The organism is Streptomyces sp. NBC_00775, assembly GCF_036347135.1.
Taxonomy (GTDB): Bacteria; Actinomycetota; Actinomycetes; order Streptomycetales; family Streptomycetaceae; genus Streptomyces; species Streptomyces lutosisoli.
On sequence record NZ_CP108938.1, the window covers coordinates 5,374,270 to 5,400,372 of the forward strand.

Annotated in this window: 24 protein-coding genes and 1 tRNA gene; 6 read left to right on the forward strand and 19 right to left on the reverse strand. The window is 71.4% G+C overall.

The window, feature by feature from the left end; genetic code table 11:
- Positions 1-280 precede the first annotated feature (280 nt).
- Positions 281-1,924, forward strand: coding sequence for a protein kinase domain-containing protein (locus OIC96_RS23935; RefSeq protein WP_330305857.1), 1,644 nt, complete (start codon positions 281-283; stop codon positions 1,922-1,924).
- Between the two features lie 69 nt (positions 1,925-1,993).
- On the opposite strand, the gene OIC96_RS23940 is transcribed toward OIC96_RS23935, so the two are convergent.
- Positions 1,994-2,536: a bacterial proteasome activator family protein gene (locus tag OIC96_RS23940; protein WP_327430144.1), complete on the reverse strand. Its 543-nt coding sequence runs from the start codon at positions 2,534-2,536 to the stop codon at positions 1,994-1,996.
- 166 nt (positions 2,537-2,702) lie between these two features.
- Between OIC96_RS23940 and OIC96_RS23945 the strand changes: the two genes are divergently transcribed.
- On the forward strand, positions 2,703-3,164 hold the full coding sequence (locus OIC96_RS23945) for a hypothetical protein (protein WP_330305856.1): 462 nt from the start codon (positions 2,703-2,705) through the stop codon (positions 3,162-3,164).
- Between the two features lie 28 nt (positions 3,165-3,192).
- On the opposite strand, the gene OIC96_RS23950 is transcribed toward OIC96_RS23945, so the two are convergent.
- The 7 genes from OIC96_RS23950 to pdhA form a co-directional block, all read right to left on the reverse strand.
- The gene (locus OIC96_RS23950) at positions 3,193-4,173 is read right to left on the reverse strand and encodes an NAD(P)H-quinone oxidoreductase (RefSeq protein ID WP_330305855.1); all 981 of its coding nucleotides are present in this window, start codon (positions 4,171-4,173) and stop codon (positions 3,193-3,195) included.
- Positions 4,174-4,260: 87 nt separating this feature from the next.
- A complete protein-coding gene (locus OIC96_RS23955) occupies positions 4,261-5,358 on the reverse strand; it encodes a potassium channel family protein (protein ID WP_330305854.1) in 1,098 nt (365 codons plus the stop codon).
- Positions 5,359-5,406: 48 nt separating this feature from the next.
- Positions 5,407-6,777 carry a molybdopterin molybdotransferase MoeA gene (locus tag OIC96_RS23960; RefSeq protein WP_330305853.1) on the reverse strand — a complete coding sequence of 457 codons (1,371 nt, stop codon included), beginning with the start codon at positions 6,775-6,777 and terminating at the stop codon, positions 5,407-5,409.
- The gene (locus OIC96_RS23965) at positions 6,777-7,745 is read right to left on the reverse strand and encodes a DUF6457 domain-containing protein (protein WP_330305852.1); all 969 of its coding nucleotides are present in this window, start codon (positions 7,743-7,745) and stop codon (positions 6,777-6,779) included. The genes OIC96_RS23960 and OIC96_RS23965 overlap by 1 nt, the downstream gene beginning before the upstream one ends.
- A 75-nt stretch (positions 7,746-7,820) precedes the next feature.
- Positions 7,821-9,203: a dihydrolipoamide acetyltransferase family protein gene (locus OIC96_RS23970; RefSeq protein ID WP_330305851.1), complete on the reverse strand. Its 1,383-nt coding sequence runs from the start codon at positions 9,201-9,203 to the stop codon at positions 7,821-7,823.
- Positions 9,203-10,207 (reverse strand): alpha-ketoacid dehydrogenase subunit beta, encoded by a 1,005-nt coding sequence (locus OIC96_RS23975; protein ID WP_330305850.1) that lies wholly within the window; start codon positions 10,205-10,207, stop codon positions 9,203-9,205. Before OIC96_RS23975 ends, OIC96_RS23970 begins: the two co-directional genes overlap by 1 nt.
- Positions 10,204-11,376: a pyruvate dehydrogenase (acetyl-transferring) E1 component subunit alpha gene (pdhA, locus tag OIC96_RS23980; RefSeq protein WP_330305849.1), complete on the reverse strand. Its 1,173-nt coding sequence runs from the start codon at positions 11,374-11,376 to the stop codon at positions 10,204-10,206. Before pdhA ends, OIC96_RS23975 begins: the two co-directional genes overlap by 4 nt.
- A gap of 175 nt (positions 11,377-11,551) precedes the next feature.
- On the opposite strand from pdhA, the gene OIC96_RS23985 reads away from it, so the two are divergent.
- Positions 11,552-12,052 carry an Lrp/AsnC family transcriptional regulator gene (locus OIC96_RS23985; protein ID WP_327430135.1) on the forward strand — a complete coding sequence of 167 codons (501 nt, stop codon included), beginning with the start codon at positions 11,552-11,554 and terminating at the stop codon, positions 12,050-12,052.
- Between the two features lie 47 nt (positions 12,053-12,099).
- Here the strand turns inward: OIC96_RS23985 and OIC96_RS23990 are convergent, their stop codons facing one another.
- Complete coding sequence (locus OIC96_RS23990) at positions 12,100-12,690, reverse strand: TetR/AcrR family transcriptional regulator (protein ID WP_330305848.1); 591 nt, start codon at positions 12,688-12,690, stop codon at positions 12,100-12,102.
- Positions 12,687-14,201, reverse strand: a complete 1,515-nt coding sequence (locus OIC96_RS23995) for a 3-hydroxyacyl-CoA dehydrogenase (protein ID WP_330305847.1) — start codon at positions 14,199-14,201, stop codon at positions 12,687-12,689. Before OIC96_RS23995 ends, OIC96_RS23990 begins: the two co-directional genes overlap by 4 nt.
- A gap of 147 nt (positions 14,202-14,348) precedes the next feature.
- Between OIC96_RS23995 and paaN the strand changes: the two genes are divergently transcribed.
- A complete protein-coding gene (gene paaN / locus OIC96_RS24000) occupies positions 14,349-16,055 on the forward strand; it encodes a phenylacetic acid degradation protein PaaN (RefSeq protein WP_330305846.1) in 1,707 nt (568 codons plus the stop codon).
- A 4-nt stretch (positions 16,056-16,059) separates the two neighbouring features.
- On the opposite strand, the gene OIC96_RS24005 is transcribed toward paaN, so the two are convergent.
- Genes OIC96_RS24005 through OIC96_RS24015 form a run of 3 tightly spaced genes read right to left on the reverse strand, consistent with a single transcriptional unit; the run spans position 16,060 to position 19,054 of the window.
- Positions 16,060-16,809 carry a TrmH family RNA methyltransferase gene (locus OIC96_RS24005; protein WP_330305845.1) on the reverse strand — a complete coding sequence of 250 codons (750 nt, stop codon included), beginning with the start codon at positions 16,807-16,809 and terminating at the stop codon, positions 16,060-16,062.
- Complete coding sequence (locus OIC96_RS24010; protein ID WP_330305844.1) at positions 16,806-18,038, reverse strand: HTTM domain-containing protein; 1,233 nt, start codon at positions 18,036-18,038, stop codon at positions 16,806-16,808. Before OIC96_RS24010 ends, OIC96_RS24005 begins: the two co-directional genes overlap by 4 nt.
- Complete coding sequence (locus tag OIC96_RS24015) at positions 18,035-19,054, reverse strand: DUF5819 family protein (RefSeq protein WP_406502273.1); 1,020 nt, start codon at positions 19,052-19,054, stop codon at positions 18,035-18,037. Before OIC96_RS24015 ends, OIC96_RS24010 begins: the two co-directional genes overlap by 4 nt.
- 403 nt (positions 19,055-19,457) lie before the next feature.
- Between OIC96_RS24015 and OIC96_RS24020 the strand changes: the two genes are divergently transcribed.
- Positions 19,458-20,600, forward strand: coding sequence for an acyl-CoA dehydrogenase family protein (locus OIC96_RS24020; protein WP_330305842.1), 1,143 nt, complete (start codon positions 19,458-19,460; stop codon positions 20,598-20,600).
- Positions 20,601-20,725: 125 nt separating this feature from the next.
- On the opposite strand, the gene OIC96_RS24025 is transcribed toward OIC96_RS24020, so the two are convergent.
- The 4 genes from OIC96_RS24025 to OIC96_RS24040 all read right to left on the reverse strand — a co-directional run bounded on the left by OIC96_RS24025 (position 20,726) and on the right by OIC96_RS24040 (position 24,183).
- Positions 20,726-21,055 (reverse strand): rhodanese-like domain-containing protein, encoded by a 330-nt coding sequence (locus OIC96_RS24025; protein ID WP_330310197.1) that lies wholly within the window; start codon positions 21,053-21,055, stop codon positions 20,726-20,728.
- 121 nt (positions 21,056-21,176) lie between these two features.
- Positions 21,177-22,103, reverse strand: coding sequence for a hypothetical protein (locus OIC96_RS24030; RefSeq protein WP_330305841.1), 927 nt, complete (start codon positions 22,101-22,103; stop codon positions 21,177-21,179).
- A 118-nt stretch (positions 22,104-22,221) separates the two neighbouring features.
- Entirely contained in the window at positions 22,222-23,679 is a 1,458-nt protein-coding gene (locus OIC96_RS24035; protein WP_330305840.1) for a DUF2252 domain-containing protein, read from the reverse strand.
- Between the two features lie 144 nt (positions 23,680-23,823).
- The gene (locus OIC96_RS24040; RefSeq protein ID WP_330305839.1) at positions 23,824-24,183 is read right to left on the reverse strand and encodes a winged helix-turn-helix transcriptional regulator; all 360 of its coding nucleotides are present in this window, start codon (positions 24,181-24,183) and stop codon (positions 23,824-23,826) included.
- A 124-nt stretch (positions 24,184-24,307) separates the two neighbouring features.
- Between OIC96_RS24040 and OIC96_RS24045 the strand changes: the two genes are divergently transcribed.
- Complete coding sequence (locus OIC96_RS24045) at positions 24,308-24,961, forward strand: FMN-dependent NADH-azoreductase (protein ID WP_330305838.1); 654 nt, start codon at positions 24,308-24,310, stop codon at positions 24,959-24,961.
- Positions 24,962-25,014: 53 nt separating this feature from the next.
- On the opposite strand, the gene OIC96_RS24050 is transcribed toward OIC96_RS24045, so the two are convergent.
- Positions 25,015-25,635 (reverse strand): ScbR family autoregulator-binding transcription factor, encoded by a 621-nt coding sequence (locus OIC96_RS24050; protein WP_330310196.1) that lies wholly within the window; start codon positions 25,633-25,635, stop codon positions 25,015-25,017.
- 170 nt (positions 25,636-25,805) lie between these two features.
- Positions 25,806-25,891: transfer RNA gene (locus tag OIC96_RS24055), tRNA-Leu, on the reverse strand.
- Between the last annotated feature and the right edge of the window lie 212 nt (positions 25,892-26,103).

Below are 26,103 nucleotides of genomic sequence, written 5' to 3' on the forward strand. Positions count from 1 at the left end.
CGGTCTGCGCGGTGGTTGTTACGGTCTCCGTCGGGCCACGCTACAGGCTCGGCGCGCGGCGCCGGTCCGAGATGGACGTGAGATGGACCGGCCATCAAACCCGCCACGGGGCCCCACGTGCAAATTCTGTGGACCGCCCGTACGGCACCTGTAACGCTTCCGCGACGCTTCTTTCGCAGACGGTCACGGAACGGGCACCGAGCTTGACGTGTCAGTGCCCTCGGGCAGACTTGGCCGGGAATAGCCACATCGATCACACAGGCCGCGGGGGACGCAGAAGATGAGCCAGGACGGCGCACAGGGCCGGTACGCGGGGCGTGCGGTGGCCGGCGGCCGCTACCAGCTGCGTGATCTGCTCGGCGAGGGCGGCATGGCCTCGGTGCATCTCGCGTACGACTCGGTGCTCGACCGCCAGGTCGCGATCAAGACGCTGCACACCGAGCTCGGCCGTGAGCAGGCCTTCCGCGAGCGCTTCCGCCGCGAGGCCCAGTCGGTGGCGAAGCTCACCCACACGAACATCGTCTCGGTCTTCGACACCGGCGAGGACGACCTCGACGGCATGACGACGCCGTACATCGTCATGGAGTACGTCGAGGGCCGCCCGCTCGGCTCCGTGCTCGACCAGGACATCGCGCAGTACGGCGCCATGCCCGCCGACAAGGCGCTGAAGATCACCGCGGATGTGCTGGCGGCCCTGGAGATCAGCCACGAGATGGGCCTGGTCCACCGGGACATCAAGCCGGGCAACGTGATGATGACGAAGCGCAACGTCGTCAAGGTGATGGACTTCGGCATCGCCCGCGCCATGCAGTCCGGTGTCACCTCGATGACGCAGACCGGCATGGTCGTCGGCACCCCGCAGTACCTCTCCCCGGAGCAGGCGCTCGGCAGAGGCGTGGACGCCAGATCCGACCTGTACTCGGTCGGCATCATGCTCTTCCAACTCACCACCGGGCGACTGCCGTTCGAGGCGGACTCGCCGCTGGCCATCGCATACGCACACGTCCAGGAGGAGCCGGTCGCGCCCTCCTCGATCAACCGCTCGCTGCCCCCGGCCGTGGACGCGCTGGTCGCCCGCGCCCTGAAGAAGAACCCGAACGAGCGTTTCCCGAGCGCCGAGATCATGCGCGACGAGTGCCTGCGCGTGGCTCAGTCCTTCCAGGCCGCCGCGCCGAGCATCGTGGCCGGCGCCCAGACGTCGAGCGGCGCGGGCGTCGGCTCCGCCGTCTTCCCGCCCGTCGAACAGGGCACTCCGGCCCCGGGCCCCGTACAGACGCCGTACCAGCCGGGTCCCTACGGCGCGCCGACCCCGGCGCCCTCCCAGACTCCGGCCCCGGCGTACGGCTACCCGCAGCAGGTCGGCTACCAGACGCCGGCCCAGACCGCCGCGTACGCCCCGCAGCAGGGCATGTCGACCCCGCCGCCGTACAACCTGACGCCCCAGCCCGCGGCACCCGTCTCGGGCGGCTCCGGCGGCCGCAAGAGCAACAAGGGAGTCGTCATCGGGTCGATCGTCGTCGCGCTCGTCGCGATCGGCGGCCTGATCACCGCTCTCACCCTGAACGGCGGCAGCGACGACAACAAGGGCGGCAGCGACGCCAGCACGTCACCGACCGCGACCGTGGTGGCGGGTCACCGGGGGCCGGACACGTCGAAGACGATCGACACGGAGAAGTGCACGGACCCGGTGGAGTCGTACAACGACGAGAAGAAGATCCAAGTCCCGGACTTCAGCTACAAGAACCTCAAGTCGGTGAAGGCCTGCTTCCAGGCCGCCGGCTGGCAGATGAAGGTCACCCGCGTCGACGAGAACGTCTACGGCGAGGACACGGTCATGGAGCAGTTCCCGTCCGACGGCACGGACGTCGACCCGAAGGACATGCCCGAGATCGAGCTGAAGGTCTCGACGGGCAACCCGTCCTGAGCGGCTGACAGACGAGACGGGCCCGGCACCTGAGTGCCGGGCCCGTCTCGTCTGTGAGGTGTCCGCGGGCTACAGGTACGGTCCGCCCACGCGGCCGCCCGCACGGGGGTCCTCGTCGCCGTCGGCGCCGCCGACGCCCGGCGGGAGGGCGCGGCGCATCGACTCCAGCTGGGCCCTGGCCGCCATCTGCTGGGCGAACAGGGTCGTCTGGATCCCGTGGAAGAGGCCCTCGAGCCAGCCCACCAACTGGGCCTGCGCGATCCGCAGTTCGGCGTCGCTGGGGATCACTTCGTCCGTGAAGGGCAGGGAGAGCCGCTCCAGTTCCTCGACGAGTTCGGGGGCCAGGCCGTCCTCCAGCTCCTTCACGGAGCTCGCGTGGATCTCCTTGAGCCGGACGCGGCTGGCCTCGTCCAGAGGTGCGGCGCGCACCTCCTCCAGCAGCTGCTTGATCATGCTGCCGATGCGCATCACCTTGGCGGGCTGTTCCACCATCTCCGTCACCGGGACCTCGCGGGAGTCCTCGTCTCCGGTGCCGCCGAGAGCCATCCCGTCCTGGCCTACGACCAGGATCTGAGGGTTCTCCGGCGACCTTTCGTTCCTCGGCATCTCCATGCCGCCATTCTCTCGCACCCGTACACCACACCACGGTGGTGCCCCCCGTACAGGGTGATCCACCCTGTACGTCCCTTCCGGCGGCCGCCGGGATGCCGGGACAAACGGCACATGTGAGGCTTGCCCCATTGATCACGGGACTCCTCACCGGGAGGGGGTCACCGGCGTGACTCCATCACTCAGCACGTTGCGTACGGCGGGACTGCTGCTGGTCCTGATGACCGGCGCCGGCCCTCCGGCGTACGCCGCCGCGCGCGCCCCGTACGCCGCCCCGCCCGCACCGTCCGCCGACGCCTCCCGCGCGGGAAGCCTCCCCGGCGAGGGACGCGCGCGGCCCGGACGCGCCGAGCCCACGGCGCCGGACACCCCGGACGCCGTTGACGAGGGGGACGAGGGGGATGCGGAGGCCACGGAAGCGGCCCCCGACCCCGCCGTCCCGGACCGCTCGGAGGCGAGCGCCGCCGCCGAGCCGTCGGGGGACGAGGTGGTCCCCGTCCAGCAGAACGTGATCGGGCCGGCGCCCACCCCTGAACCGGTCCTCCAGATCCTGCCCCTCGGAAGCGGGCTGATCCTGATCGGCCTGGGCCTGGGGCTGGCCTTCGTCGCCCTGCGGGTACGGCGCCGCTGAGTGACACGGCGCCGCCCACGGACGGGCGCTACGGGGCGATGAGCAGCACCTTTCCGATGTGGCCGCTCTCCTCCAGGACCCGGTGTCCCGCCGCCGCGTCGCTCATCGGCAGCTCGCGGTCGACGACCGGGCGTACGTGGCCGGAGTCGATCAGCGGCCACACATGCTCGCGTACGGCCGCGACGATCGTCGCCTTCTCGTCGAGCGGGCGGGCGCGCAGCGAGGTAGCGCTGATGGCCGCGCGCTTGTTGAGGAGGGTGGCGATGTTCAGCTCGCCCTTGATGCCGCCCTGCATGCCGATGATCGCGAGCCGTCCGTTGACGGCGAGGGCCTGGACGTTCCGGTCCAGGTACTTGGCGCCCATGTTGTCGAGGATGACGTCGGCACCGGCGCCGTCCGTGGCCTGCTTGATCTCCTCCACGAAGTCCTGCTCGCGGTAGTTGATCAGGATGTCGGCGCCCAGCTCTGCGCAGAAGTCGAGCTTCTCCTTGGTGCCCGCGGTGACCGCGACCTTCGCGCCGACGGCCTTCGCCAGCTGGATCGCCATGGTGCCGATGCCGCTGGAGCCGCCGTGCACGAGCAGAGTCTCGGCGGGACGCAGATGCGACACCATGAAGACGTTCGACCAGACGGTGCAGGTCACCTCGGGCAGCGCGGCCGCCTGCCTGACGTCCAGGCCCGCGGGCACGGGCAGCAGCTGCCCGGCCGGAACGGCGACCTTCTCGGCGTACCCACCGCCCGCGAGCAGCGCGCACACCTCGTCACCGACCGCCCACCCCGACACACCGGGCCCGGTCTCGACGATCCGCCCCGAGCATTCGAGACCGGGGTACGGCGACGCGCCGGGCGGCGGGTTGTAGAGGCCCTGCCGTTGCAGCAGATCGGCGCGGTTGACGGCGCTGGCCACCACCTCGACGAGTACTTCGCCCTCGCCGGGCACGGGGTCCGGGACCTCGTCCCACACCAGCGCCTCGGGCCCACCAGGTTCAGGAATCGTGATCGCGTACATGAGGGGGACGCTACTCCTGAGGGGTGCGGCCCCGTCCTGTGGGAGGGGCTGCTTCTGCGGCTTTCCCCCGCACTTCCCCGGAGCCGCTCAGTCCTGGGGCAGTGGCCGGGTGTCCGGGGCCACCTGTGTGCCGGGGGTGACGCGCACGATCGTGATGAGCCGGTCCGTCAGCTGGATCGTCCCGACGGCCGGATCGTCGTAGCCGAGTACCCGATGGCCTCGTACGACGCTCACCACCAGGTCGTCCGTCTCGCGTACGCCCTTGCCGACCTCGGCCTTTATGACCGGCCGTTCGACGATGTCGAGCCCGCTGCCCTGCTGGATGAGGTCTTCCATGACCATGCCCGCGGCGGGGCTGAGCACGGAGAGCCCGAGCAGTCGCCCGGCGGCGCTGGCGCTGGTGATGACGGCGTCGGCACCGGACTGCTTGAGCAGCGGCGCGTTCTCCTCCTCCCGTACGGCGGCGACGATCTTCGCCGCACGGTTGAGCTGCCGGGCGGTCAGCGTGACCAGCACAGCGGTGTCGTCGCGCTGGGTGGCGATGATGATCTGCCGCGCCTTGCGCACCTCGGCCCGCATCAGCACATCGCTGCGCGTCGCGTCCCCGACAACGCCCGCATACCCTTCGGCGGCTGCCGCCTCGACCACCTTGGAGCTGGGGTCGACGACCACGACCTGTTCCTTCTTCAGCCCGGTCGCGCAGACGGTCTGGATGGCCGACCGCCCCTTGGTCCCGAAGCCGACAACGACGGTGTGATCCCTCAAGGCCGCCCTCCAGCGGTTCAGCCGCCATTCCTCCCGGGTGCGTTCCGTGAGGACTTCGAGCGTGGTGCCGACCAGGATGATCAGGAACAGCACGCGCAGTGGCGTGATGACGAAGATGTTGGTGATCCGGGCGGCGTCGCTGACCGGGGTGACGTCGCCGTATCCGGTGGTGGAGAGGGTGACGGTCGCGTAGTACAAGGCGTCGAGCAGGTCGACGGAGCCGTCCGAGCTGTCGTTGTAGCCGTCGTGGTCGACCCAGACGATGAGCGCGGTGACGACGAGCACCAGCAGCGCGATCGCCAGCCGCTTGCCGACCTGAAGGATCGGGCGTTCCACGACTTTCTTCGGGAGGTTCACCCGATGGGTCACGAGATGTTCGTCCGCTTGGCGGGCGATCGCGTCATGGCCCGGAAGTTTCACGTGAAACACACCCCGTTCGGATTCAGCCGACCCGCACCCTGTTCAAGATCATGTGAAGCAGACGTCGATCCCGGCGGTGGCCCAGGGCAGGTCGAGGAGTTCCAGCTCCTGCCCCGCCCGCGCACCGCCCGGCGGTACGACCGCGAGCGCGTCGGACGCCGCGATGCCCCGCAGCATCGCCGGGCCGTTGTAGTGCAGCGGCACCGCCCGGTCGGCGCGCAGCGCGACGGGGATGAGCCGGGTGTCGTACGGGTGCCCGTGCACGGCCTCGCTGAGGGGCAGCGTGTACGGCTCCGGGGCCGGGCGTCCGGCGAGGATGCGCAGCAGCGGCTCGGCGAGGGTGAGCAGGCCGGAGACGGCGGCCAGAGGGTTGCCGGGCAGGCCGACGAGGTGCTGGTTCTCCTTGGTGCGGGCCAGCAGCATCGGGTGCCCCGGGCGCACCTTGACGCCGTCCACGAGGAGTTCGGCGCCGATGCGGCGCAGGGTGGGGTGCACATGGTCGACGGGGCCCGCCGCGGTGCCGCCGGTGGTGACGATCAGGTCGGCACCGGAGCCGGTGATCGCCTTGTGCAGCGCCTTGGCGTCGTCGCCGAGCCTGCGCACCGCGACGACCTCGGCGCCGAGCGCGCGCAGCCACGGCGGCAGCATCGGGCCGAGCGCGTCCCGGATGAGCCCGTCCTGGGGCAGGCCCTCGGTGAGCAACTCGTCGCCGAGGACGAGGACTTCGGCGCGCGGGCGGGGGACAGCGGCGAGCGTGTCGTACCCGGCGGCCGCGGCGAGGCCCAGCACGGCGGGGGTGACCAGCGCGCCGACCGGCAGCAGCTGGTCGCCGCTGCGGCACTCCTGGCCGCGCGGGCGGATGTCCTGTCCGTGCACGACCTCCCGGATGGCGTGCAGCCGACCCTTGTCGTCGATCAGTCCGTGCTCGCTGCGCAGTACGGCGGTGACGTCCTGAGGGATACGCGCCCCGGTGGCGATCCGCACCGCCTCGCCGTCGGTGAGCGCCGCCGGCTCCGCGTGCCCGGCGAGCACCCCTTCCTCCCGTACCTCCCAGGGCCCGGGTCCCGCGACCGCCCAGCCGTCCATCGCGGAGGTGTCGAAGGAGGGGAGGTCCGTGAGCGCGGCGAGGGGGGCGGCGAGGACGAGGCCGAGGGAGGCGTCGAGGGGTACGGAGACAGGGGCCCGGCGTGGCAGGGAACGGGCGGCCCGCCCGGCGACGACGCGGGCCTCGGGCCAGGGGGTGGCCTGGTGATGGGCGTGGGAGGCCCGGCGGCCCTGTTGCTCGGCTTCGGGGGCGGGCGCGGGCACGGAACGGCCCTCGGGGGCGGGCGCGCCGTCTTCCTTCACCAAGGCGAGGGCCTCCTCGACGTCGAAGTCCTCGGCGTCCTGGCTGTCCCGGGTACTGCGGGCGGCGGTCATCAGGCGTCCGGCTTGGCGTCGGGGGCGGCCTCGTCGGCCCAGCGGAGCGCCAGCTCCGTGGCCTTGCGGGAGGCCTCGGCCACGGCTTCCGGGCCGCCGCCCGCCCGCGCGGCCGCGTACCCCACGAGGAACGTGGTCAGCGGCGCGGCGGGCCGGGCCACACCGTGCGCGGCATCGCGGGCCAGGTCGAGCAGGATGCCGGTGTCGACGTCCAGGTCGATGCCCAGCTCGTCCTTGACTGCGGAAATCCATTCATCCAACACGTGCCCATGCTCCCTGATACGTGCCCTGGCGGCGGCGATGTCGTCCCAGGTGTCGCAGTCGAAGGACGCGACGGGGTCGGAGATGCGGGTGAGGCCGAGCGCGGCGGTGAGCCGTCGCAGCGGCAGCCCGGTGAGTGCGCCGTGCGCGGCGGTGAGCACGGCCAGCTCCCGGCGCAGGGCTTCCGCACGGTACGCGGCCACAAGGGGCTGATCGCGGCCGTCGGGGTCGGTGAGCAGCACGCCGTCGGGTGTCGCCGGCTCCCCCGGGGGCCCGCTCCGCCGGGGCCGAAGGGGGGTCAGCAGACTCCGTACCGTCCCCTCGTCCAGGAACGGCAGGTCGGCCGAGAGCACGACGACGTACTCCGCGGTGGTGTGCCGCAGCCCGGCGTCGAGCGCGGCGAGCGGTCCTCCGCCGGGCGGGTCCTCGCGGGCCCACCGCACGGGGCGTGCGGTCGCCCTGGGTTCGGCCACGACCACCGTGGTGCGGGCGTCGGCGCACGCGGTCAGCACCCGGTCGAGCAGCGCCCGGCCGCCGACCCGTACGCCGGGCTTGTCCGCGCCGCCCAGCCGCCGTGCGGCACCGCCCGCGAGCACGACGGCGTCGTACGGGACATCGGCGCCGGGGGTGCCCGACGGCTCGGGGCTGGCCGGCGACTCGGGCGCGCCCGATGGCTCCGGCGCACCCGGTGGCTCGTACGCGGTCATCCCCCGAGTATGGGCGTCCGAAGGATCATTGCCACCCCCGTGCACAGCATGTGGACGGGGATGGCGCTGCCGGGGCTACAGCGTCCGCAGCAGTACCGCCGGATGTTCCACGCAGTCCGCCACATAGCGCAGGAAGCCGCCCGCCGTGCCGCCGTCGCACACCCGGTGGTCGAAGGTGAGCGAGAGCTGCACGACCTGGCGCACCGCGAGCTCGCCCTCGTGCACCCAGGGCTTGGGGATGATCCGGCCGACACCGAGCATGGCCGCCTCGGGGTGGTTGATGATCGGCGTGGAGCCGTCGACGCCGAACACCCCGTAGTTGTTCAACGTGAAGGTGCCGCCGGTGAGTTCCGCGGGCGTCAGCCTTCCGGTCCGCGCCGCCTCGGTCAGCCGGGCGAACTCCGCGCTCAGTCCCTCCGCGTCCCGCGCGTGCGCGTCCCGTACGACCGGTACGACGAGTCCCCGCTCGGTCTGCGCCGCGAAGCCCAGGTGCACCTGGTCGAGCTGTACGACCTCGCGGGCGTCCATGTCGACGGTCGAGTTGAGCTCGGGGAAGCGTGCCAGCGCCGCGGTGCAGATCCGGGCGAGCAGCGCGAGCAGCGAGATCTTCGGGCCGCCCGCCGCGTTCATCGCCGCGCGCGCCCGCATGAGCTCCGTCGCGTCGGCGTCCACCCAGCAGGTCGCGTCGGGTATCTCGCGACGGCTGCGGGAGAGCTTGTCGGCGACGGCACCGCGGACGCCGCGCAGGGGGACACGGAGGCCGTGCGCGGGCGACGGCGCCGCCGTCGGCACGGGAGCGGGCGGGCGCGACTGCCCGGCCGCCGCACGCAACGCGTACTCGACATCCGCCCGCAGGATCAGACCGTCGGGCCCGGAGCCCTCCAACTCCCGCAGATCCACTCCGTTCTCCCGGGCGAGCCTGCGCACGAGCGGGGAGATGACGGGCACGGGACCCTCGGCATACGGTCGTGCGCCGATGCTCCGGCCCCCGCTCTCGACGCCGCCGCGCCCAATCCCGGTCCCGGTCCCGGCGGGCACGATGGCCGCGTGGCGGTCCTCGCCCGCGGGCGGACCCGTCGGCCGCCGTACCGGAGCCGTACCAGTGGGCGGCCGCACCCTTCCGCGCCGCGCCGGAGGCGCCCCCGTGCCGTATCCCACCAGCACGTTGCCGGATCCCTCGTCGTCCGCGGCACCCTCGATGGAGGACGCCGGTGCGCCCACGGCGACGGTCAGCAGCGGTGCCCCCACGGGCAGTTCCGTGCCCTCCTCGCCGAAGCGGGCGGTGACCACGCCCCCGTAGGGGCAGGGGACCTCGACCATCGCCTTGGCGGTCTCGACCTCGACGACGAGCTGGTCGACGGCGACGACGTCACCGACCTCCACCAGCCAGCGGACGATCTCCGCCTCGGTGAGGCCCTCCCCGAGGTCGGGGAGCTTGAACTCCAACACCTGGGCCATCAGCTGTCCGCCTCCCACTGCAGACGCCCCACGGCGTCCAGAATCCGGTCGACACCGGGCAGATGGTGCCGCTCCAGCATCGGCGGAGGATACGGGATGTCGAATCCGGCGACGCGCAGCACCGGCGCCTCCAGGTGGTGGAAGCAGCGCTCGGTGACGCGGGCCGCGATCTCCCCGCCCGGGCCGCCGAAGGAGCCCGACTCGTGCACGACGACCGCACGCCCGGTCCGCCGCACCGACGCCGACACCGTCTCGTCGTCGAACGGCACCAGGGAGCGCAGATCGACGACTTCGAGGTCCCAGCCCTCGGCCCGCGCCGCCTCGGCGGCTTCGAGGCAGACGGGCACGGACGGCCCGTACGTGATGAGTGTGGCGCTCCTGCCCGAGCGCCGCACCACCGCGCGGCCTATCGGTTCAACGGCCGGCGGCTCGTCCGGGTTCCAGGAATCCTTCGACCAGTACAGCCGCTTGGGCTCCAGGAAGACGACCGGGTCGTCGGAGGCGATGGAGGCGCGCAGCAGCCCGTAGGCGTCGGCGACCGTCGCGGGCGTGACGACATGAAGCCCCGGAGTCGCCATGTAGTACGCCTCGGACGAGTCGCTGTGGTGCTCGACGCCGCCGATTCCGCCGCCGTACGGGACACGGATGGTGATGGGGAGCGGCATGGCGCCGCGCGTGCGGTTGCGCATCCTGGCGACATGGCTGATCAGCTGCTCGAACGCGGGGTACGCGAACGCGTCGAACTGCATCTCCACGACCGGCCTGAGGCCGTACATGGCCATGCCCACAGCCGTCCCGAGGATCCCCGCCTCGGCGAGCGGCGTGTCCGTGCAGCGGTCCTCGCCGAACTCCTTGGCGAGTCCGTCGGTGACGCGGAAGACGCCGCCGAGGGTGCCGACGTCCTCGCCCATGACGTGGACGCTCGGGTCGGCTGCCATGGCGTCGCGCATCGCGCGCCCGAGGGCCTGCGCCATGGTGGCCGGCTTGAGGGCAACGGTGGTCATCGCCCGGCTCCTTCCGGCCCGTGGTGACCCGCGTGCCCGTCGGCCGCTGCGTCTTCCGCGTCCAGTTCCGCCCTCAACTGGGTTTCTTGCTCCAGCAGTTGAGTAGTGGGCTGGGCATACACATGGGCGAACAGATCCATGGGGTCGAGCACCGGGTCCTGGTTCATGCGCTCGCGCAGATCGGCGGCCATCGTCTCGGCGTCCTCGCGGGCGGTCCGTATGGTCTCGTCGTCGAGCAAGCCGCGTTCGGTCAACTCGTGCTCCAGGAGCGCGATCGGGTCGTGCCCGCGCCAGGTCTCGACCTCGGCGTCGCCGCGGTAGCGGGTGGCGTCGTCGGCGTTGGTGTGGGCCTCGATGCGGTACGTGACGGCTTCGACGAGCGTCGGACCGCCTCCCGCGCGCGCGTGGGCGATGGCTTCGCTCAGGACCTGGTGCACGGCGGCCGCGTCGTTGCCGTCCACCAGACGGCCCGGCATCCCGTAGCCGACGGCCTTGTGGGCCAGCGACGGGGCGGCGGTCTGCTTGGCGAGCGGGACGGAGATGGCGAAGCCGTTGTTCTGGACGAGGAAGACGACGGGCGCCTGCCAGACGGCGGCGAAGTTCAGCGCCTCGTGGAAGTCGCCCTCGCTGGTGCCGCCGTCGCCGACCAGGGCGAGCGCGACCACGTCGTCGCCCTTGAGGCGGGCGGCGTGCGCAAGGCCCACGGCGTGCGGGAGCTGGGTGGCGAGGGGGGTGCACAGGGGCGCGATGCGGTGCTCGCGGGGGTCGTACCCGGTGTGCCAGTCGCCGCGCAGGAGCGTGAGCGCCTGGACGGGGTCGAGGCCCCGGGCGACGGCCGCGAGGGTGTCGCGGTAGCTGGGGAAGAGCCAGTCACGGTCTTCCAGGACCAGCGCGGCGGCGACCTCGCAGGCCTCCTGGCCGGTGCTGGAGGGGTACACGGCGAGGCGGCCCTGCTTGGTGAGGGCAGTGGCCTGCGTGTTGTAGCGGCGGCCTCTCACCAGTTCCGCGTACAGACGGCGCAGCAGACCCGGGTCGACCTGCGCGGCTGCCTCGGTGCCGAGGACGCGGTACGGCAGCGCGTCGGGCAGCAGCGGCGCGGGGTCGGTACGGGGCTGCCAGGCGGGCGGCGGCGTGGGCCGGTAAGCGCCTCGCTGCTCCATGACCGTCATGACGGCACCTCCTCGTGGGAGACGGCTTCGGACGCCTCACGGGTGTGAGGCGCCTCACCTACCGATTGTTCGGTCGTCGGCACATTTTGGCTACAGACCCCTCCAAGCTGTGGACAAACGGTTCTGCACAGCCTGAGATGGACGCAGTACGTCCATGGTAGGGAGGCGGGGGGACATGGCACCTGAACAAATGGCCGAGCCGCCCGAGGCCGGCCGGGTGCAGCCGCCCGCCCGCCCGCTCGACGCCATCGATCAGGACATCCTGCAGATGCTCCAGGCGGACGGCCGCGCCTCGATACGGTCCGTCGCCGAACGGGTCCATGTGTCACGGGCCAACGCCTACGCGCGGATCAACCGCCTCATCGAGGACGGCGTGATCCGCGGCTTCGGGGCGCGCGTCGACCACGAGCGCGCCGGACAGGGCACCTCGGCGTACATCACCCTCAAGATCGTGCAGAACTCCTGGCGCACGGTGCGCGAGCAGCTGAGGGTGCTCCCCGGCGCCTCCCACATCGCCCTGGTGGGCGGCGACTTCGACGTACTGCTCCTGGTGCACACCCCGGACAACAAGGCGCTGCGCGAGCTGGTGCTCACCCGCCTCCAGGCCATCCCGGAGGTGCTCAGCACACGGACGCTGCTGGTGTTCGAGGAGGAGGACCTGGAGCCGGAGGGCTAGGGGCCCTCAGCCCGCTGAGCCCCCTGAGCCCGCTGAGCCCCCTGGCCTCAGTGCTCGCTGCGCAGCCCCGAGAACACCAGCTGCACCACCGCGTCGGCCACTTCGCGCGCGCCCATGCCCCGCCCGTCCGGCCGGTACCACTCCACGATCGAGTTGATCATCCCGAAGACCAGCCGGGTCGCGAGCCGGACCTCCACATCGCCGCGTACGTCCCCTTCGGCGGCCGCGGCCTTCAGGAGCTCGGCGACCTGGTGGTCGAAGTCGCGGCGGCGCTCCAGGGCCCAGCGCTCGGTGTCGGTGTTGCCCCGCACGCGCAGCAGCAACGTCACGTACGGCAGCTCGGCGGTGAGCACCTCGACCATGCGCCGTACGACGTACTCCAGGCGCTCCTCGGCACGCCCCACGCGCGCGTGCTCCTCGCCGAGGATCTCGAAGAGACCGTCGAGGGCCCGGCTGACCGCGCGGTGCAGGAGTTCCTCCTTGCCCGCGACGTGGTGGTATATCGACGACTTGGAGATGCCGGCCGCCTTGGAGAGGTGCTCCATGGAGGTGCCGTCGTATCCGCGCTCGTTGAAGACCTGGACGGCGACGGAGAGCAGGGTCTCCGGGGTGTAGGTGTCGCGCTTGGCCGTGGTCATGAGGTGCCCTCCCGCTTGTCGGCGGCGTGCCCGTGGCGGTACAGCGCCAGGGAGGGCGCGTACCGGCCGGAGGGCTCGCGCAGATGCAGCTCCTCCAGGAGGTCGTGCGCCCAGATCTTGCCGAGCCTGCGACACCATTCGAAGGGGCCCAGCGGGTAGTTGACGCCGAGCCGCATCGCCGTGTCGATGTCCTCCTCGGTGGCCACTCCCTTGGCGACGGCATCGTGCGCCAGGTCGACGATCCGGGCCACCGTCCGGGCGACGATCATGCCGGGGGCGTCCCCGATGACGCTGACGTCCTTGCCGAGCGCCTGGAAGAGCCCGATGGCCTCGGCGACGGTCTGGGGCGCGGTGTCCTGCGAGGCGGACAGCGCGATACGGGTCGCCCTGCGGTAGTCGAGCGCCAGGTCGAAGTAGACGACGTCGCGGAACTCGACCGAGGTCTGGCCGTCCGCGAGGGCCAGCTGCCCGCCGCTGGGCAGCACCAGGCGGGTGCCGTGGTCCTCCTCGTCCTCACGGACCTGGATGCCCGCCTCGCGGATCAGGGCGAGCAGTTCGGAGGCCGGGCCCAGATCGCCCTCGACGACGACGTACGCGGGCGGCTGCGACTTCTCCGCGGTGTGCGGCTCGGAACGCTCGGCGTCCTCCGCGTAGTCGTACCAGCCGTGTCCCGCCTTGCGGCCGAGCCGGCCGGACTCGACGAGACGTCGCTGGGCGAGCGAGGGCGTGAAGCGCACGTCCTGGAAGAAGGACCGCCACACGGAGTGCGTGACGGACTCGTTGACGTCCTGGCCGATCAGGTCGGTCAGCTCGAACGCGCCCATCCTGAAGCCGCCCGACTCACGCAGGATCGCGTCGATGGTGGCCGGGTCGGCGGCCTGCGACTCGTACACCGCGAAGGCCTCGGCGTAGAAGGGCCGGGCGATGCGGTTGACGATGAAGCCGGGGGTGTCGGCGCAGGCGACCGGGGTCTTCCCCCAGGCGCGTGCCGTCTCATACGCGCGCGTGGCCGACGAGAAGTCGCTCGCGTGCCCGGAGACGACCTCCACCAGGGGCAGCAGCGGCGCGGGGTTGAAGAAGTGCAGTCCGACCAGGCGGCCGGGGTTGCGCAGGGCGCCGCCGATGGCCGTGACGGACAGGGAGGAGGTGTTGGTGGCGAGCAGGCAGTCGTCCTCGACGATGTCCTCGAGGTCGCGGAACAGCCGCTGTTTCACGTCGAGTTCTTCGAGCACCGCCTCGACGACGAGCCCGCAGTCCGCGAGGTCGGTGAGGCTCCCGGCGGGCAGGAGCCGGGCGCGCGCGGCGTCCCGGTCGGCGCCGGTGAGCCGGCCCTTCTCGACGAGCCGGTCGAGACGGGCGCCGATCGCCTCGGCCGCCGCGTCGGCACGCCCGGCGACCGCGTCGTAGAGCCGCACCGGGTGGCCCGCTACCAGCGCGACCTGGGCGATGCCCTGGCCCATGGTGCCGGTGCCGACGACGGCCACGGGGCTGTTGAGGTCGAGTGCTCTCATGTGCGCGATCCTCCCGCACGGGGTTTTCCACAGATGCGGCGGACCCCCTTGTCCCGACCGATCGTTCGGTTACTCTAACTCTGACTGTCCGTTCCTGCCCAGCTCGGAGCTCAACGAAGAGCTCCTGAGACGAGGAGTTGGTCCCTGATGGCCGCCGAACTCACCGCCCACCATCTGATCGCCCAGCACCGGCCCACCCTCGACCAGGCGCTGGAAGCGATCCGCACGCGCGCGTACTGGTCCCCGCACCCCGAGCACCCCAAGGCCTACGGAGAGAACGGCAGCCTGGGCATGGCCGAGGGCAAGGCCGCCTTCGACGCCCTCCTCGGCACCCGCCTCGACCTCGGCCAGCCCGGCACGGACGACTGGGTCGGCGGCGAGGTGTCGCCGTACGGGATCGACGTAGGCGTCACGTACCCGCACGCGGACCTCGACGTGCTGCTGCCCGCCATGAAGGCCGGGCAGCGGGCCTGGCGCGACGCGGGCGCGGAGACGCGCGCGGTCGTCTGTCTGGAGATCCTCAAGCGGATCAGCGACCGCACGCACGAGTTCGCGCACGCGGTCATGCACACCAGCGGCCAGGCCTTCATGATGGCCTTCCAGGCGGGCGGCCCGCACGCGCAGGACCGCGGCCTGGAGGCGGTGGCGTACGCGTACGTGGAGCAGGTCCGCACCCCCGACACCGCCGAGTGGACCAAGCCCCAGGGCAAGCGCGACCCGCTCGCGCTCACCAAGCAGTTCACGCCCGTCCCGCGCGGCATCGCGCTGATGATCGGCTGCAACACCTTCCCGACGTGGAACGGCTACCCGGGCCTGTTCGCCTCCCTCGCCACCGGCAACGCCGTCCTGGTGAAGCCCCACCCGCGCGCGGTGCTGCCGCTCGCGCTGACCGTCCAGGTCGCGCGCGAGGTGCTCGCCGAGGCGGGCTTCGACCCGAACCTGGTGGCACTGGCCGCCGAGCGCCCCGGCGAGGGCATCGCCAAGACCCTGGCCGTACGGCCCGAGATCCGGATCATCGACTACACGGGCTCCACGGCGTTCGGCGACTGGCTGGAGACCCACGCCCGTCAGGCGCAGGTCTACACCGAGAAGGCCGGCGTCAACACGGTGATCGTGGAGTCGACGGGCGACTACAAGGGGATGCTGTCCAACCTGGCCTTCTCCCTGTCCCTGTACAGCGGCCAGATGTGCACGACCCCGCAGAACCTGCTGATCCCCCGCGACGGCATCCGCACGGACGAGGGCCCCAAGTCCTTCGACGAGGTGGCCGGCGACCTCGCGAAGTCGGTCGCCGGACTCCTCGGTGACGACGCCCGGGCCAACGCCCTTCTCGGCGCCATCGTGAACCCGGACGTGAAGGCCCGCCTGGAGGCCGCGGCCGGACTCGGTGAAGTCGCCCTCCCCTCCCGGGAGATCAGCAACCCCGAATTCCCGAACGCCGTGGTGCGTACGCCGGTGATCGTGAAGCTCGACGGCGCCCGGAAGTACTGGGAGGGGGCCGACGACGAGGCCGCCTACCTGAGCGAGTGCTTCGGCCCCGTCTCCTTCGCCGTCGCGGTCGACTCGGCCGCCGACGCCGTGGAGCTGCTGCGCCGCACCATCCGGGACAAGGGCGCGATGACCGTCGGCGCGTACACCACCGACGACGAGGTCGAGCAGGACGTGCGGGAGGCCTGCCTGGAGGAGTGCGCCCAGCTCTCCCTGAACCTCACCGGCGGGGTGTACGTCAACCAGACGGCGGCCTTCTCCGACTTCCACGGCTCCGGCGGCAACCCGGCCGCCAACGCCGCGCTGTGCGACGGCGCGTTCGTCGCCAACCGCTTCCGGGTGGTGGAGGTGCGCAGCGAGGCGTAACCGCCTACGCCGGTGCGCTCCCGGTCGCGCTCCAGTGGAACAGCGTCATCGCCACACTGGTCGCGAGGTTGTAGCTGGAGACCTGGGGGCGCATCGGCAGCGACACCAAGTGGTCGGCACGGGCGCGGAGTTCGGGGGACAGGCCACTGCGCTCGGAGCCGAAGGCGAGCACGGCGTCGTCGGGGAGCTTCAGCCCACGGATGTCCTCGCCCTCCGGGTCGAGCGCGAACACCGGGCCCGGCGGCAGCTCGGCCACCGTCAGCCGCTCCACGGCGGTCGCGAAGTGCAGACCCGCCCCGCCGCGTACGACCGTGGGATGCCAGGGGTCGAGCGTGCCCGTCATGACCACGCCGGTCGCGCCGAAGCCCGCGGCGAGCCGGATCACAGCGCCCGCGTTGCCCAGGTTGCGGGGGTTGTCGAGGACGACGACGGGCGCGGTGCGCGGGGTGCGGGCCAGCGTCTCCAGGTTGGCGACACGTGAGGGACGTACGGCCAGGGCGGCGACCGCCGTGGGGTGCGGGCGGGGGACGAGCGCCTTCAGCGTCGCCTCCGGCACCTCCTTCAGCAGTCCGTCGAGGGCATCGCGTACGTCGGGAGCCAGCTCATCGGCCAGTTCCAGAGTCGCTCGCCGGTCGGTCGTGACGGCCACCTGGATACGGGCCTGGAAGCGCACCGCGTGCTTGAGGGCGTGGAAGCCGTCGAGCAGGACGGAGGCGTCGGCGTACTGATGCCAAGCACGTACCGGGTCGTTCATGCCGTGAAGCCTACGTGCGTCTGCTCGCTCTGTTCCGGGGTCTCGGGCTGCGGCTCGCGCGGCCCCGGCACCGTACGGCCATCGCGCCTCAGCAGCACTCCACGCGCGCGCGTGGCCCATCCGCCGAGGCGGTGCAGGAAGGACGTCGGCAGGAACACCGCGTCGGCGGCGATCATCGCGAGCGAGAAGAACGGCAGTCCGAGGACCACGGCGATCACGGCGTGCTCGGTCATCATGCCCGCCAGCAGGACGTTCTTGACCCGCCGGTTGAACAGGGTGAAGGGGAAGGCGACCTGCGCGATGACCGTCCCGTACGTCACCAGCATCACGATCGTGCCGTGCGCGGACATCAGGTCGGACAGGGCGGGCCAGGGCGAGAAGTAGTCCAGGTGGAGCGGGTAGTAGACGGCGGTGCCGTCCTGCCAGCGCGAGCCCTGGATCTTGTACCAGCCGGCGGTCGCGTAGATCAGACACGCCTCGGCCATGATCACGAACAGGGCCGCGTTGTGCACGACGTTGGCGACGACGTCCAGCAGAATCCTCGGCTCCCGGGTGCGCGCCACGCGGCCCACGGCCCACCACAGGCCCTGCACCGCCCACAGGCCCCAGAAGACCGTGAACCAGCCGCCCAGCCAGCCGTCCTCGATCCAACCCGCGCCCGTCGCCGCCGCCAGCACGACCCCGAGCACACCCCACAGGGCGGGGCCGACCCGGTCGGGCCCGTTCCGCTCGCCACGCGCGCGTGCCTCCCGCGCGAGCCGGGCCCGGCGCGCGTCCAGCGACCAGACCTGACCGCAGCGGGTGAGCACCAGGTACATCGACATCAGATGGATGACGTTGTCGCCGCCGTCCCCCATGAAGATGCTGCGGTTCTGCAAGGACAGCACGCCGACCATGAAGAGCACGGACATCGCACGGGTCCGCCAGCCCAGCAGCAGCGCGCCGCTCGACAGCACGGCGAGGGCGTAGACGATCTCGAACCACACCTGGCTGTCCGACCACATCAGGACCGTGAAGGCGTGGTTGTTCGCGATGAGCTGCTGGGCGAGGTCCCAGCTCCACGGTCCGTCGGGCCCGTACAACTCCTGGCGGTGCGGGAACTCGCGCAACAGGAACAGCAGCCAGGTGGCAGCGAAGCCGATGCGGACCACCGCGGCCTGGTACGGGCCGAGGGCGGTCTCGGTGACGCGGGTGATGCCGCGCGAGACCGACAGGGCGAATCGGCTCATCGCGCGCTCGCCTCCGTCAGTCCGTCCTCGCGGTCGCTCCCGGTCACCGTCCACCAGGGCAGCTCGCGGACTATGGGCTTGTCGGACACCTGCTCCTCACTCCACTTGGGGGGCGGCACGTTGGTGGTACGGGAGCGGACCTGGAAGCGTTCGACGACGGCGCCCTTGCCGCCCGCGTGCTCTCGGGCGAGGCCCAGCACGGCGACCCGGCGCAGATAGCGTTCGGAGAGGTCACCGCGCAGGCCCACGGGACGGTTCTGACTGTCATGCGCACTCGCGTAGAAGTCCCAGGCGCGGCGCAGTTCGTTCTGCTGGGTGTGGCTCGGCAGCGGATTGCCGTCGATGAGCCGGCCGTCCAGCGCGGACAGGTCGTACCAGCCGGTCTCGCGGCTGGTGCCGTCCGGGGTACGGACCAGGGCGCGGACCTGGACCGCGACGTTCTGCTGCAGCGGGTTGGGGGCGAAGAGCTTCCAGTTCTGCTCGAACTCGGGGTAGATCCATTCGTCGATCGCCTTGCCGTGCTGCTTGGTGACCGTGTTCGAGGGCGCGACGTGCAGGAACACCATCCCGAGGTGCACACAGGCGGCGACCGCGACGACGGCGAGGGCGAGAGCGGCGGCGATCTGGTAGCGGAGGGAGAGGGAGGCTATGCCTGTGGGGGCGGGGAGGGGGGTGTCGGGGGCGGGAGCGAGGGCGGGGGCGGGGGCGGACTCGGTTCCGGAGTCGGGTCCTGGTCCTGGTCCTGGTCCTGGTCCTGGTCCTGGTCCTGGTCCTGGTCCTGGTCCGGATTCGGGTCCTGTTCCTGGTCCGGATTCGGACGTGACCGCCTCGGACGCGCGGGCCTCGGGCACCGCACCGTCCCGCACCGTACTGTCAGGCACCGCACCGTCCCGCACCGAACCGTCAGGCACCGAGCCGGCACGCGTGGATTCGGCGGGCTCGGACACGGCAGGCGTGGAAGCGCCTGGCCCGTCCAAACCTGGCCCGGTCTTCGCGCTCTCGTCGTACGCGTCCATTCCGCCCCGATTCACGATCCCGAATCCGATGCCGGCCGCCGGGCCGCGGGCACCGTACCGCCACGCCGCTCCGCACCGCGACGTTCGCAGGGGCACCGTACTCAGACCAGGCCACCCGGCACAGCCCCAAGAGACACAGCGATCACACCGGTGCCCACGAGGTTATCCACAGCGGTTGACACCTTACGGCGCTCGGCCGAGCATTGATTTGAGCAAAACGAACGATCGGTTGGTCGGCTGGCAGGGAGTGGGGGGCGACGGGGACCGCACGGCGACATCGGTAGCGCACCGTGGTGAGCGGCGGCCGACCGTTCCCTTCTTGTAGAACCTGTTCTATCTTGACGCTCCGTCAGATCGGGCGTCCCGCCTGGTTGGTGGGCCGGCGCGTGGGAGGACAGGACCCGTGGACTTCACCTTCACCGAGGAGCAGCAGGCGGCGGTCGAGGCGGCGAAGGCGGTGTTCGCCGGGGTCGCGCCGGACGGGGTGCCCAGCCCCGCGCTCACCGCGGGCGCCGTCGCCGAGGACTTCGACCGGGCGCTGTGGTCGAAGCTCGCCCACGCGGACCTGCTGAGCCTGCTGCTCGACGCGGAGTACGGCGGGGCGGGGCTCGACGCGGTCGCGCTGTGCCTGGTGCTGCGCGAATCGGCGAAGGTGCTGGCTCGCGTGCCGCTACTGGAGAGCTGTGCGGCCGCGGTGGCCGTGCAGACCTACGGCGGTGCGGAGTTGAAGGCGGAGCTGCTCGCGCGGGCGGGCCGGGGCGAACGCGTGCTGACCGTCGCCGCCAACGGCCGCACCGGCCACGACCCGGCCGAACTCGCCGTGACCGCACGGCAGGACGGTGAGAACGGTGACGTGTGGGTGCTGGACGGGGTGCAGACGGCGGTTCCCTGGGCGTACAACGCCGACTTCACCCTCGTACCCGCGCACACAGAGGCCGGCCGGACCGTCCTCGCGCTCGTGCCCCGCGTCCACGAAGGGGTCGCGCTCGCCGAGCAGATCTCCACCAGCGGTGAGCGGCTCGGCGAGCTGAGTCTGGAGTCCGCGCGGATCGCCGCCCGGGATGTCATCGACGCGGAGGGGGCGTGGGAGTGGTTGCGCGAGCTGCTGGCCACCGGGACGTGTGCGCTGGCGCTCGGGCTCGGGGAGGGCGTGCTCGGGATGACGAGTGCGTACACCGGCAAGCGGGAGCAGTTCGGGTTCCCGGTCGCCACGTTCCAGGCGGTCGCCGTGCAGGCCGCCGACCGCTATATCGACCTGCGCGCCATGGAGGTGACGCTGTGGCAGGCCGCGTGGCGGATCAGTACGGGGGCGGGGGGTGCGCTTCCGGCGTCCGGGGACGTGGCCGTCGCCAAGATCTGGGCGTCCGAAGGGGTACGGCGGGTCGTGCAGACCGCGCAGCATCTGCACGGTGGGTTCGGTGCCGACACCGACTATCCGCTGCACCGGTACCACGCCTGGGCCAAGCAGCTGGAGCTGTCCCTCGGACCGGCGGCGGCGCATGAGGAGGCGCTGGGAGATCTGCTCGCTGCGCATCCGCTGGGCTGAGCGCCGGGCCGCTCCATAGCCAACGGATTCGGGACCGGGTGGCCGCGCGAGCCCACGCCAGAACGTCGGCTCGCGCACAGCTTCACCGCCGGGTGCCTCCGGTGGTCACGGGGACCCGGACCTGCCTACAGCACGAAGCCCGGCTGACCCTTGTCGTCCACGACCGGGCGGCCGACGGCTGCCCAGATCTGCATGCCACCGTCGACGTTCACGGCGTCGATGCCCTGCTGGACCAAGTACTGCGTGACCTGGGCGGAACGGCCACCGGAGCGGCAGATCACGTTGACCCGGCCGTCCTGCGGGGCAGCCTCGGTCAACTCGCCGTAGCGGGCGACGAACTCACTGATGGGGATGTGCAGCGCCCCTGCGGCATGGCCTGCCTCCCACTCGTCGTCCTCCCGGACGTCCAGCAGGAAGTCTCCGTCCGCGAGATCTCCGACCTCGACCGTGGGCACACCAACTCCGAAACTCATGCCTCCGACGCTACCTGACCGTGCCGACGACCTGATCCCTTTCCTCCCCTTCAGCAAGACGGGGAGGCCAGGAAGATCAAGGAGGTCGGGGAGATCAGGAAGGTCAGGGAGTCTGGTCGGCGATCAGTTCCGCCAGTTCGGCCTCGCGTTCCTCGACCTGGGCCAGCAGCTGTTCGGCGATCTCCTCCAGCAGGCGATCCGGGTCGTCCGGGGCCAGCTGGAGCATCGCGCCGATGGCGCTCTCCTCCAGTTCGCGGGCGACGAAGGCGAGCATCTCCTTGCGCTGGGAGAGCCATTCCAGACGGGCGTAGAGCTCCTCGCTGCGGCTCGGCTTCCACTCCTGGGGGACGGGACCCGCGGCCCACTCCTCGCAGAGCTCCCGCAGCAGCACCTCGTCGCCCCGGCCGTACGCGGCGTTCACCCGGGCGATGAACTCGTCGCGCCGCTTGCGCTCGTCCTCGTCCTGCGCCAGGTCGGGGTGGGCCTTGCGGACCAGCTCGCGGTAGAGCTTGCGGGCCTCCTCGCTGGGGCGCACGCGCTGCGGGGGCCGTACGGGCTGGTCGGTGAGCATCGCCACGGCCTCGGGGAACAGACCCTCCGAGTCCATCCAGCCGTGGAACAGCTCCTCGACGCCGGGCATGGGCATGACTCGGGCTCGCGCCTCGTCCGCCTTGCGTATGTCCTCCGGGTCGCCGGTGCGTGCGGCGCGCACTTCGGCGATCTGGGCGTCCAGCTCGTCGAGCCGGGAGTACATCGGCCCGAGCTTCTGGTGGTGCAGTCGTGAGAAGTTCTCGACCTCGACCCGGAAGGTCTCCACCGCGATCTCGAACTCGATCAACGCCTGCTCAGCCGCCCGCACGGCCCGCTCGAGCCGCTCCTCGGGCCGGGCCTCCCCTTCGGTCCCGGTCTGCTCGACCGGTGGCTGCTCGGGAGTCGGGTCCGCGGTCACGGCCTCCCCGGCACCGGACCGCTCCCGCGGCTCCTCGGCGGCGGGCTCGGGCTCGGTCTGCTCGGCTTCGGGCGTCGTCACGCGACCAGCGTAAGACACGGCCCCGACGCCTCGGCCTGGTCCGCCCCCCTCCCTCCCCCTCCCCCCTCCCCTCCTTCCCCCTTCCCTCCCGCCAGCCTCCCCTTCTCAGACCCCCCTCTCAGACCCCCATCTCCCCCTCGATCCGCCCGCTCCGCACCGCCCCCACCAGCTCCGCGTGGTCCGCCTCCGTCCGGTCCGCGTACGTCACGGCGAACGTCGCGACGGCCTCGTCCAGTTCCTCGTTCTTGCCGCAGTAGCCGGCGATGAGGCGGGGGTCGGCGCTGTGGGCGTGGGCGCGGGCGAGGAGGGCGCCGGTCATGCGGGCGTAGTCGTCTATCTGGTCGGCGGCGAGGGCGGCGGGGTCGACGCTGCCCTTGCGGTTGCGGAACTGGCGTACCTGGAAGGGGCGGCCGTCGACCGTGGTCCAGCCCAGCAGGATGTCGCTGACGACCTGCATGCGCTTCTGGCCGAGGACCACGCGGCGGCCCTCGTGCGGCACCTCGGGTATCGCGTGCCCGGCCGTCGCCAGGTGCGGGAGCAGCGCCGAGGCGCGGGCCTCCTTCACCTGGAGGACGAGGGGTTCGCCGCGGTGGTCCAGGAGCAGCACGACGTAGGAGCGGGTGCCCACGCTGCCGGTGCCGACGACACGGAAGGCGACGTCGTGCACCGCGTACCGGGCGAGGAGCGGGAGGCGGTCCTCGGAGAGCGTCGTCAGGTAGTGCTCCAGGGACGCCGCGACGGCGGCCGCCTCCGCGTCGGCTATCCGGCGCAGCACCGGCGGCGCGTCCACGAACCGGCGGCCGCCGCCCTCCACCGCCTCCGTCGACTTCGCGGCGAACCGTCCGCTGGTGTTGGCCCGCGCCTTCTCCGAGACCCGCTCCAGGGTGCCGAGCAGATCGTGGGCGTCTGTGTGCGAGACGAGTTCCTCGTCGGCGATCGCGTTCCACGCGTCCAGTACCGGCAGTTTGGCCAGCAGGCGCATGGTGCGGCGGTAGGAGCCCACGGTGTCGTGCGCGGCGGCCCGGCACGCGTCCTCGTCCGCTCCGGCTTCGCGGCCCGCGAGCACCAGCGAGGTGGCGAGCCGCTTCAGGTCCCATTCCCAGGGGCCGTGCACCGTCTCGTCGAAGTCGTTCAGATCGATGACGAGGCCGCCGCGCGCGTCCCCGTACAGGCCGAAGTTCGCCGCGTGCGCGTCACCGCATATCTGGGCGCCGATGCCGGTCACGGGGGTGCGTGCGAGGTCGTACGCCATGAGGCCGGCCGAACCGCGCAGGAACGCGAAGGGGGTGGCCGCCATCCTGCCGACCCGTATCGGGGTGAGTTCGGGGATCCGGCCGAGGTTGGACTCCTGGACCGCGGTCACGGCGTCCGGCCGGCCGGTGTCCGCCGTCAGCTCGGCGTGCGCCTCGCGCGGCACCCGCCCGCGCAGCGTCTTCCCCTCTTCTTTGGGCGAGCCCTGCGCGGGCCACGCGGCGAATCCCGGCACCGCGAATCGCCGTACCCCCAAAGCCGTGGGCTCCTGCTGCTGGTCCTGCCGCGCCTGCTGCGCCGGAACCGCTGTACCGAGCTCGGTCACTCCGACCGCCTCCCCCGTGCACGAACATCAACTCGTGCTGACCGTACAGCCGGTCGCCGAAACGCGTCAGACCCTGTGGACAACTCCACGGCACAGCCTGTGGACAACTACGCCGTCACAGAAGGACAGCCACCGTTTCCGGAGCTATCCCGGGCACGGCCCGCTCTCCGGCAGATACCTCTCCGCCCACGACCCCAGTTCCTTGAGCGCGGGTTCCAGTGCGGCACCCGCCTCCGTCAGGCGGTACGAGACCCGCAGTGGGGGGCCTTCGTCGACCTCGCGCACGACCAGTCCCGCCGCGCCGAGTTCGGTGAGCCGGTCCGAGAGCATCCGTTCGCTGATGCCGGGGATCGCTCTGCGCAGTTCGGCGAAGTGGACGGGGCGCTGCAGCAGGACGGCCACGACCAGGCCCGTCCAGCGCTTTCCGAGCAGCTGGAACACCCGTGTCATGCCGTCGTCGACCTTCTGGCACGCGCCTGCGTCGTGGCTTCCCCGTTCCGGCATGGGTCCAGGGTACTGGGTCCACGGAAGGGGATGAAAAAAAGTAAGTAGCTGTGTTATCTATAGTCCAGTACGAAAGGGAAGCCCACCCCCGGACTCCCGCAGCACCTCTTACCTGGAGAACCCCATGGCCACCCTCCTCCACATCGACTCATCCGTGTTCCCGGGCTCCGCCTCCGCCTCCCGCGCGGTGACGGACGCCTTCCGCAAGGCCTGGGAGGAGCAGCACCCGGAGGGCACGGTGATCTACCGCGACCTCGCCGCGAACCCCGTGCCGCACATCAGCGCCGACGCCCACACCGCCGGTTTCGCCGCTCCGGACACCCACACCCCGGAGCAGGCCGCCGCCTTCGCCGAGCGCGTACGGCTCATCGAGGAGCTGGAGCGGGCGGACGCGATCCTGATCGGCGCGCCCATGTACAACTTCTCGATCCCCTCGACCCTCAAGGCGTGGCTGGACAACGTGCTCCTCATCGGCCGCACCGCCATGACCGAGGAGTCGAAGGTGAAGGGCACCCCGGTCACCGTGGTCGCCAGCCGCGGCGGCTCCTACGCGCCGGGCACCCCGCGCGAGCCCTACGAGTACGTGCAGAACTACCTGGAGGCCATCCTGCGCGACACGCTCGCCCTGGACCTCGACTTCATCGTCCCGGAGCTCACGATGGCGCCGCAGAACCCGGCGATGTCCGAGCTGATCCCCCTCTTCGAGGCCTCCCGCACCAAGGCCCTCGACGACGCGGCCGCCAAGGCCAAGGAGCTCGCCGAGCGCCTCGCGGCGTAACCCCTCCGGACAGCGTCACGAGGCGGCGGACCCGGAACCGCTTCGGCCAAGCGTTACTCGACGGCTCCGCGCTCGGGGGCGACGACGATCCGCGCCGTCGCCTCCGGTGTGGCGATGCCGGGCAGCAGCAGCTGCCACATGTCACAGGTGCGGTCCATGAGATCGGCCCGCCCGGTCAGCAGCTGCGAGTACAGCTGGATTCCGGTGCAGGCTCCGACCACGAAGTGCGCGACCGTCCGGGGGAGGACACCTTCGCGCAGGTCTCCCTCGGCCCGGGCCGTCTCCAGATGGCCGGTCATGATCTGCTTCCAGTTATCGAAGGAGGTCACGTCGCTCATGCCGAAACGGCCCTGCTCGACGGCCAGGCGGACGCCGGCGCGCAGCACCGGGTCGATCTGCAAGCGGCGGGCCCACACGAGGGTGATGTCGACCAGCCGCTGCAGTCCATCGGAGTGCAGTCGCGGTTCGATGGCCTGCGGCTGGGAGTTCATCACGGCTTCGGCCAGCGCCTGCTTGGACTCGAAGTGGAAGTACAGGGCTCCCAGCGTCAGCCCGGCGCGCTTGACGATGCCGGAGACACTCGCGCCGTCGTAGCCCTTCTCGTCGAACACCTCGGCGGCCGCCCGCAGGATCTGGTTGCGGGTGCGGACCGCTCGCTCCTGCTTGAGATCCATGGTCATCCACTTCCTCGACAAAGAAGAACCTCGGCGCACGGCACTGACACGCACTGACGACGAAGGCCCCGACCGTGAGATACCTCACCGTCGGGGCCGCCCGTACGAACTGCGAACAACGAGAAACGGGCCCCGCCAGGACTTTCGTCTCTGGTGGGACCCGTTCCCTCTGGTGCGCGAGGGGGGAGTTGAACCCCCACGCCCTTGCGGGCACTGGAACCTGAATCCAGCGCGTCTGCCATTCCGCCACTCGCGCATTCGCTGTGTCGTCCGTCTCTCACCAAGTGGTGTGAGCGCCTGCCGACATCGAGAAGATTAGCACGCTGCCAGGAGTGGAATCACATCCCTTTCCCACCGCCCCGCACCCACCCCGCAGGCGCTCCCGCGCAGGCCACCTCCCCCGTCCCGGCCCCGGCGCCCGCCGCACGTCTCAGGCAGAACCGGTTCACGTATCAACCTCGTACCGGT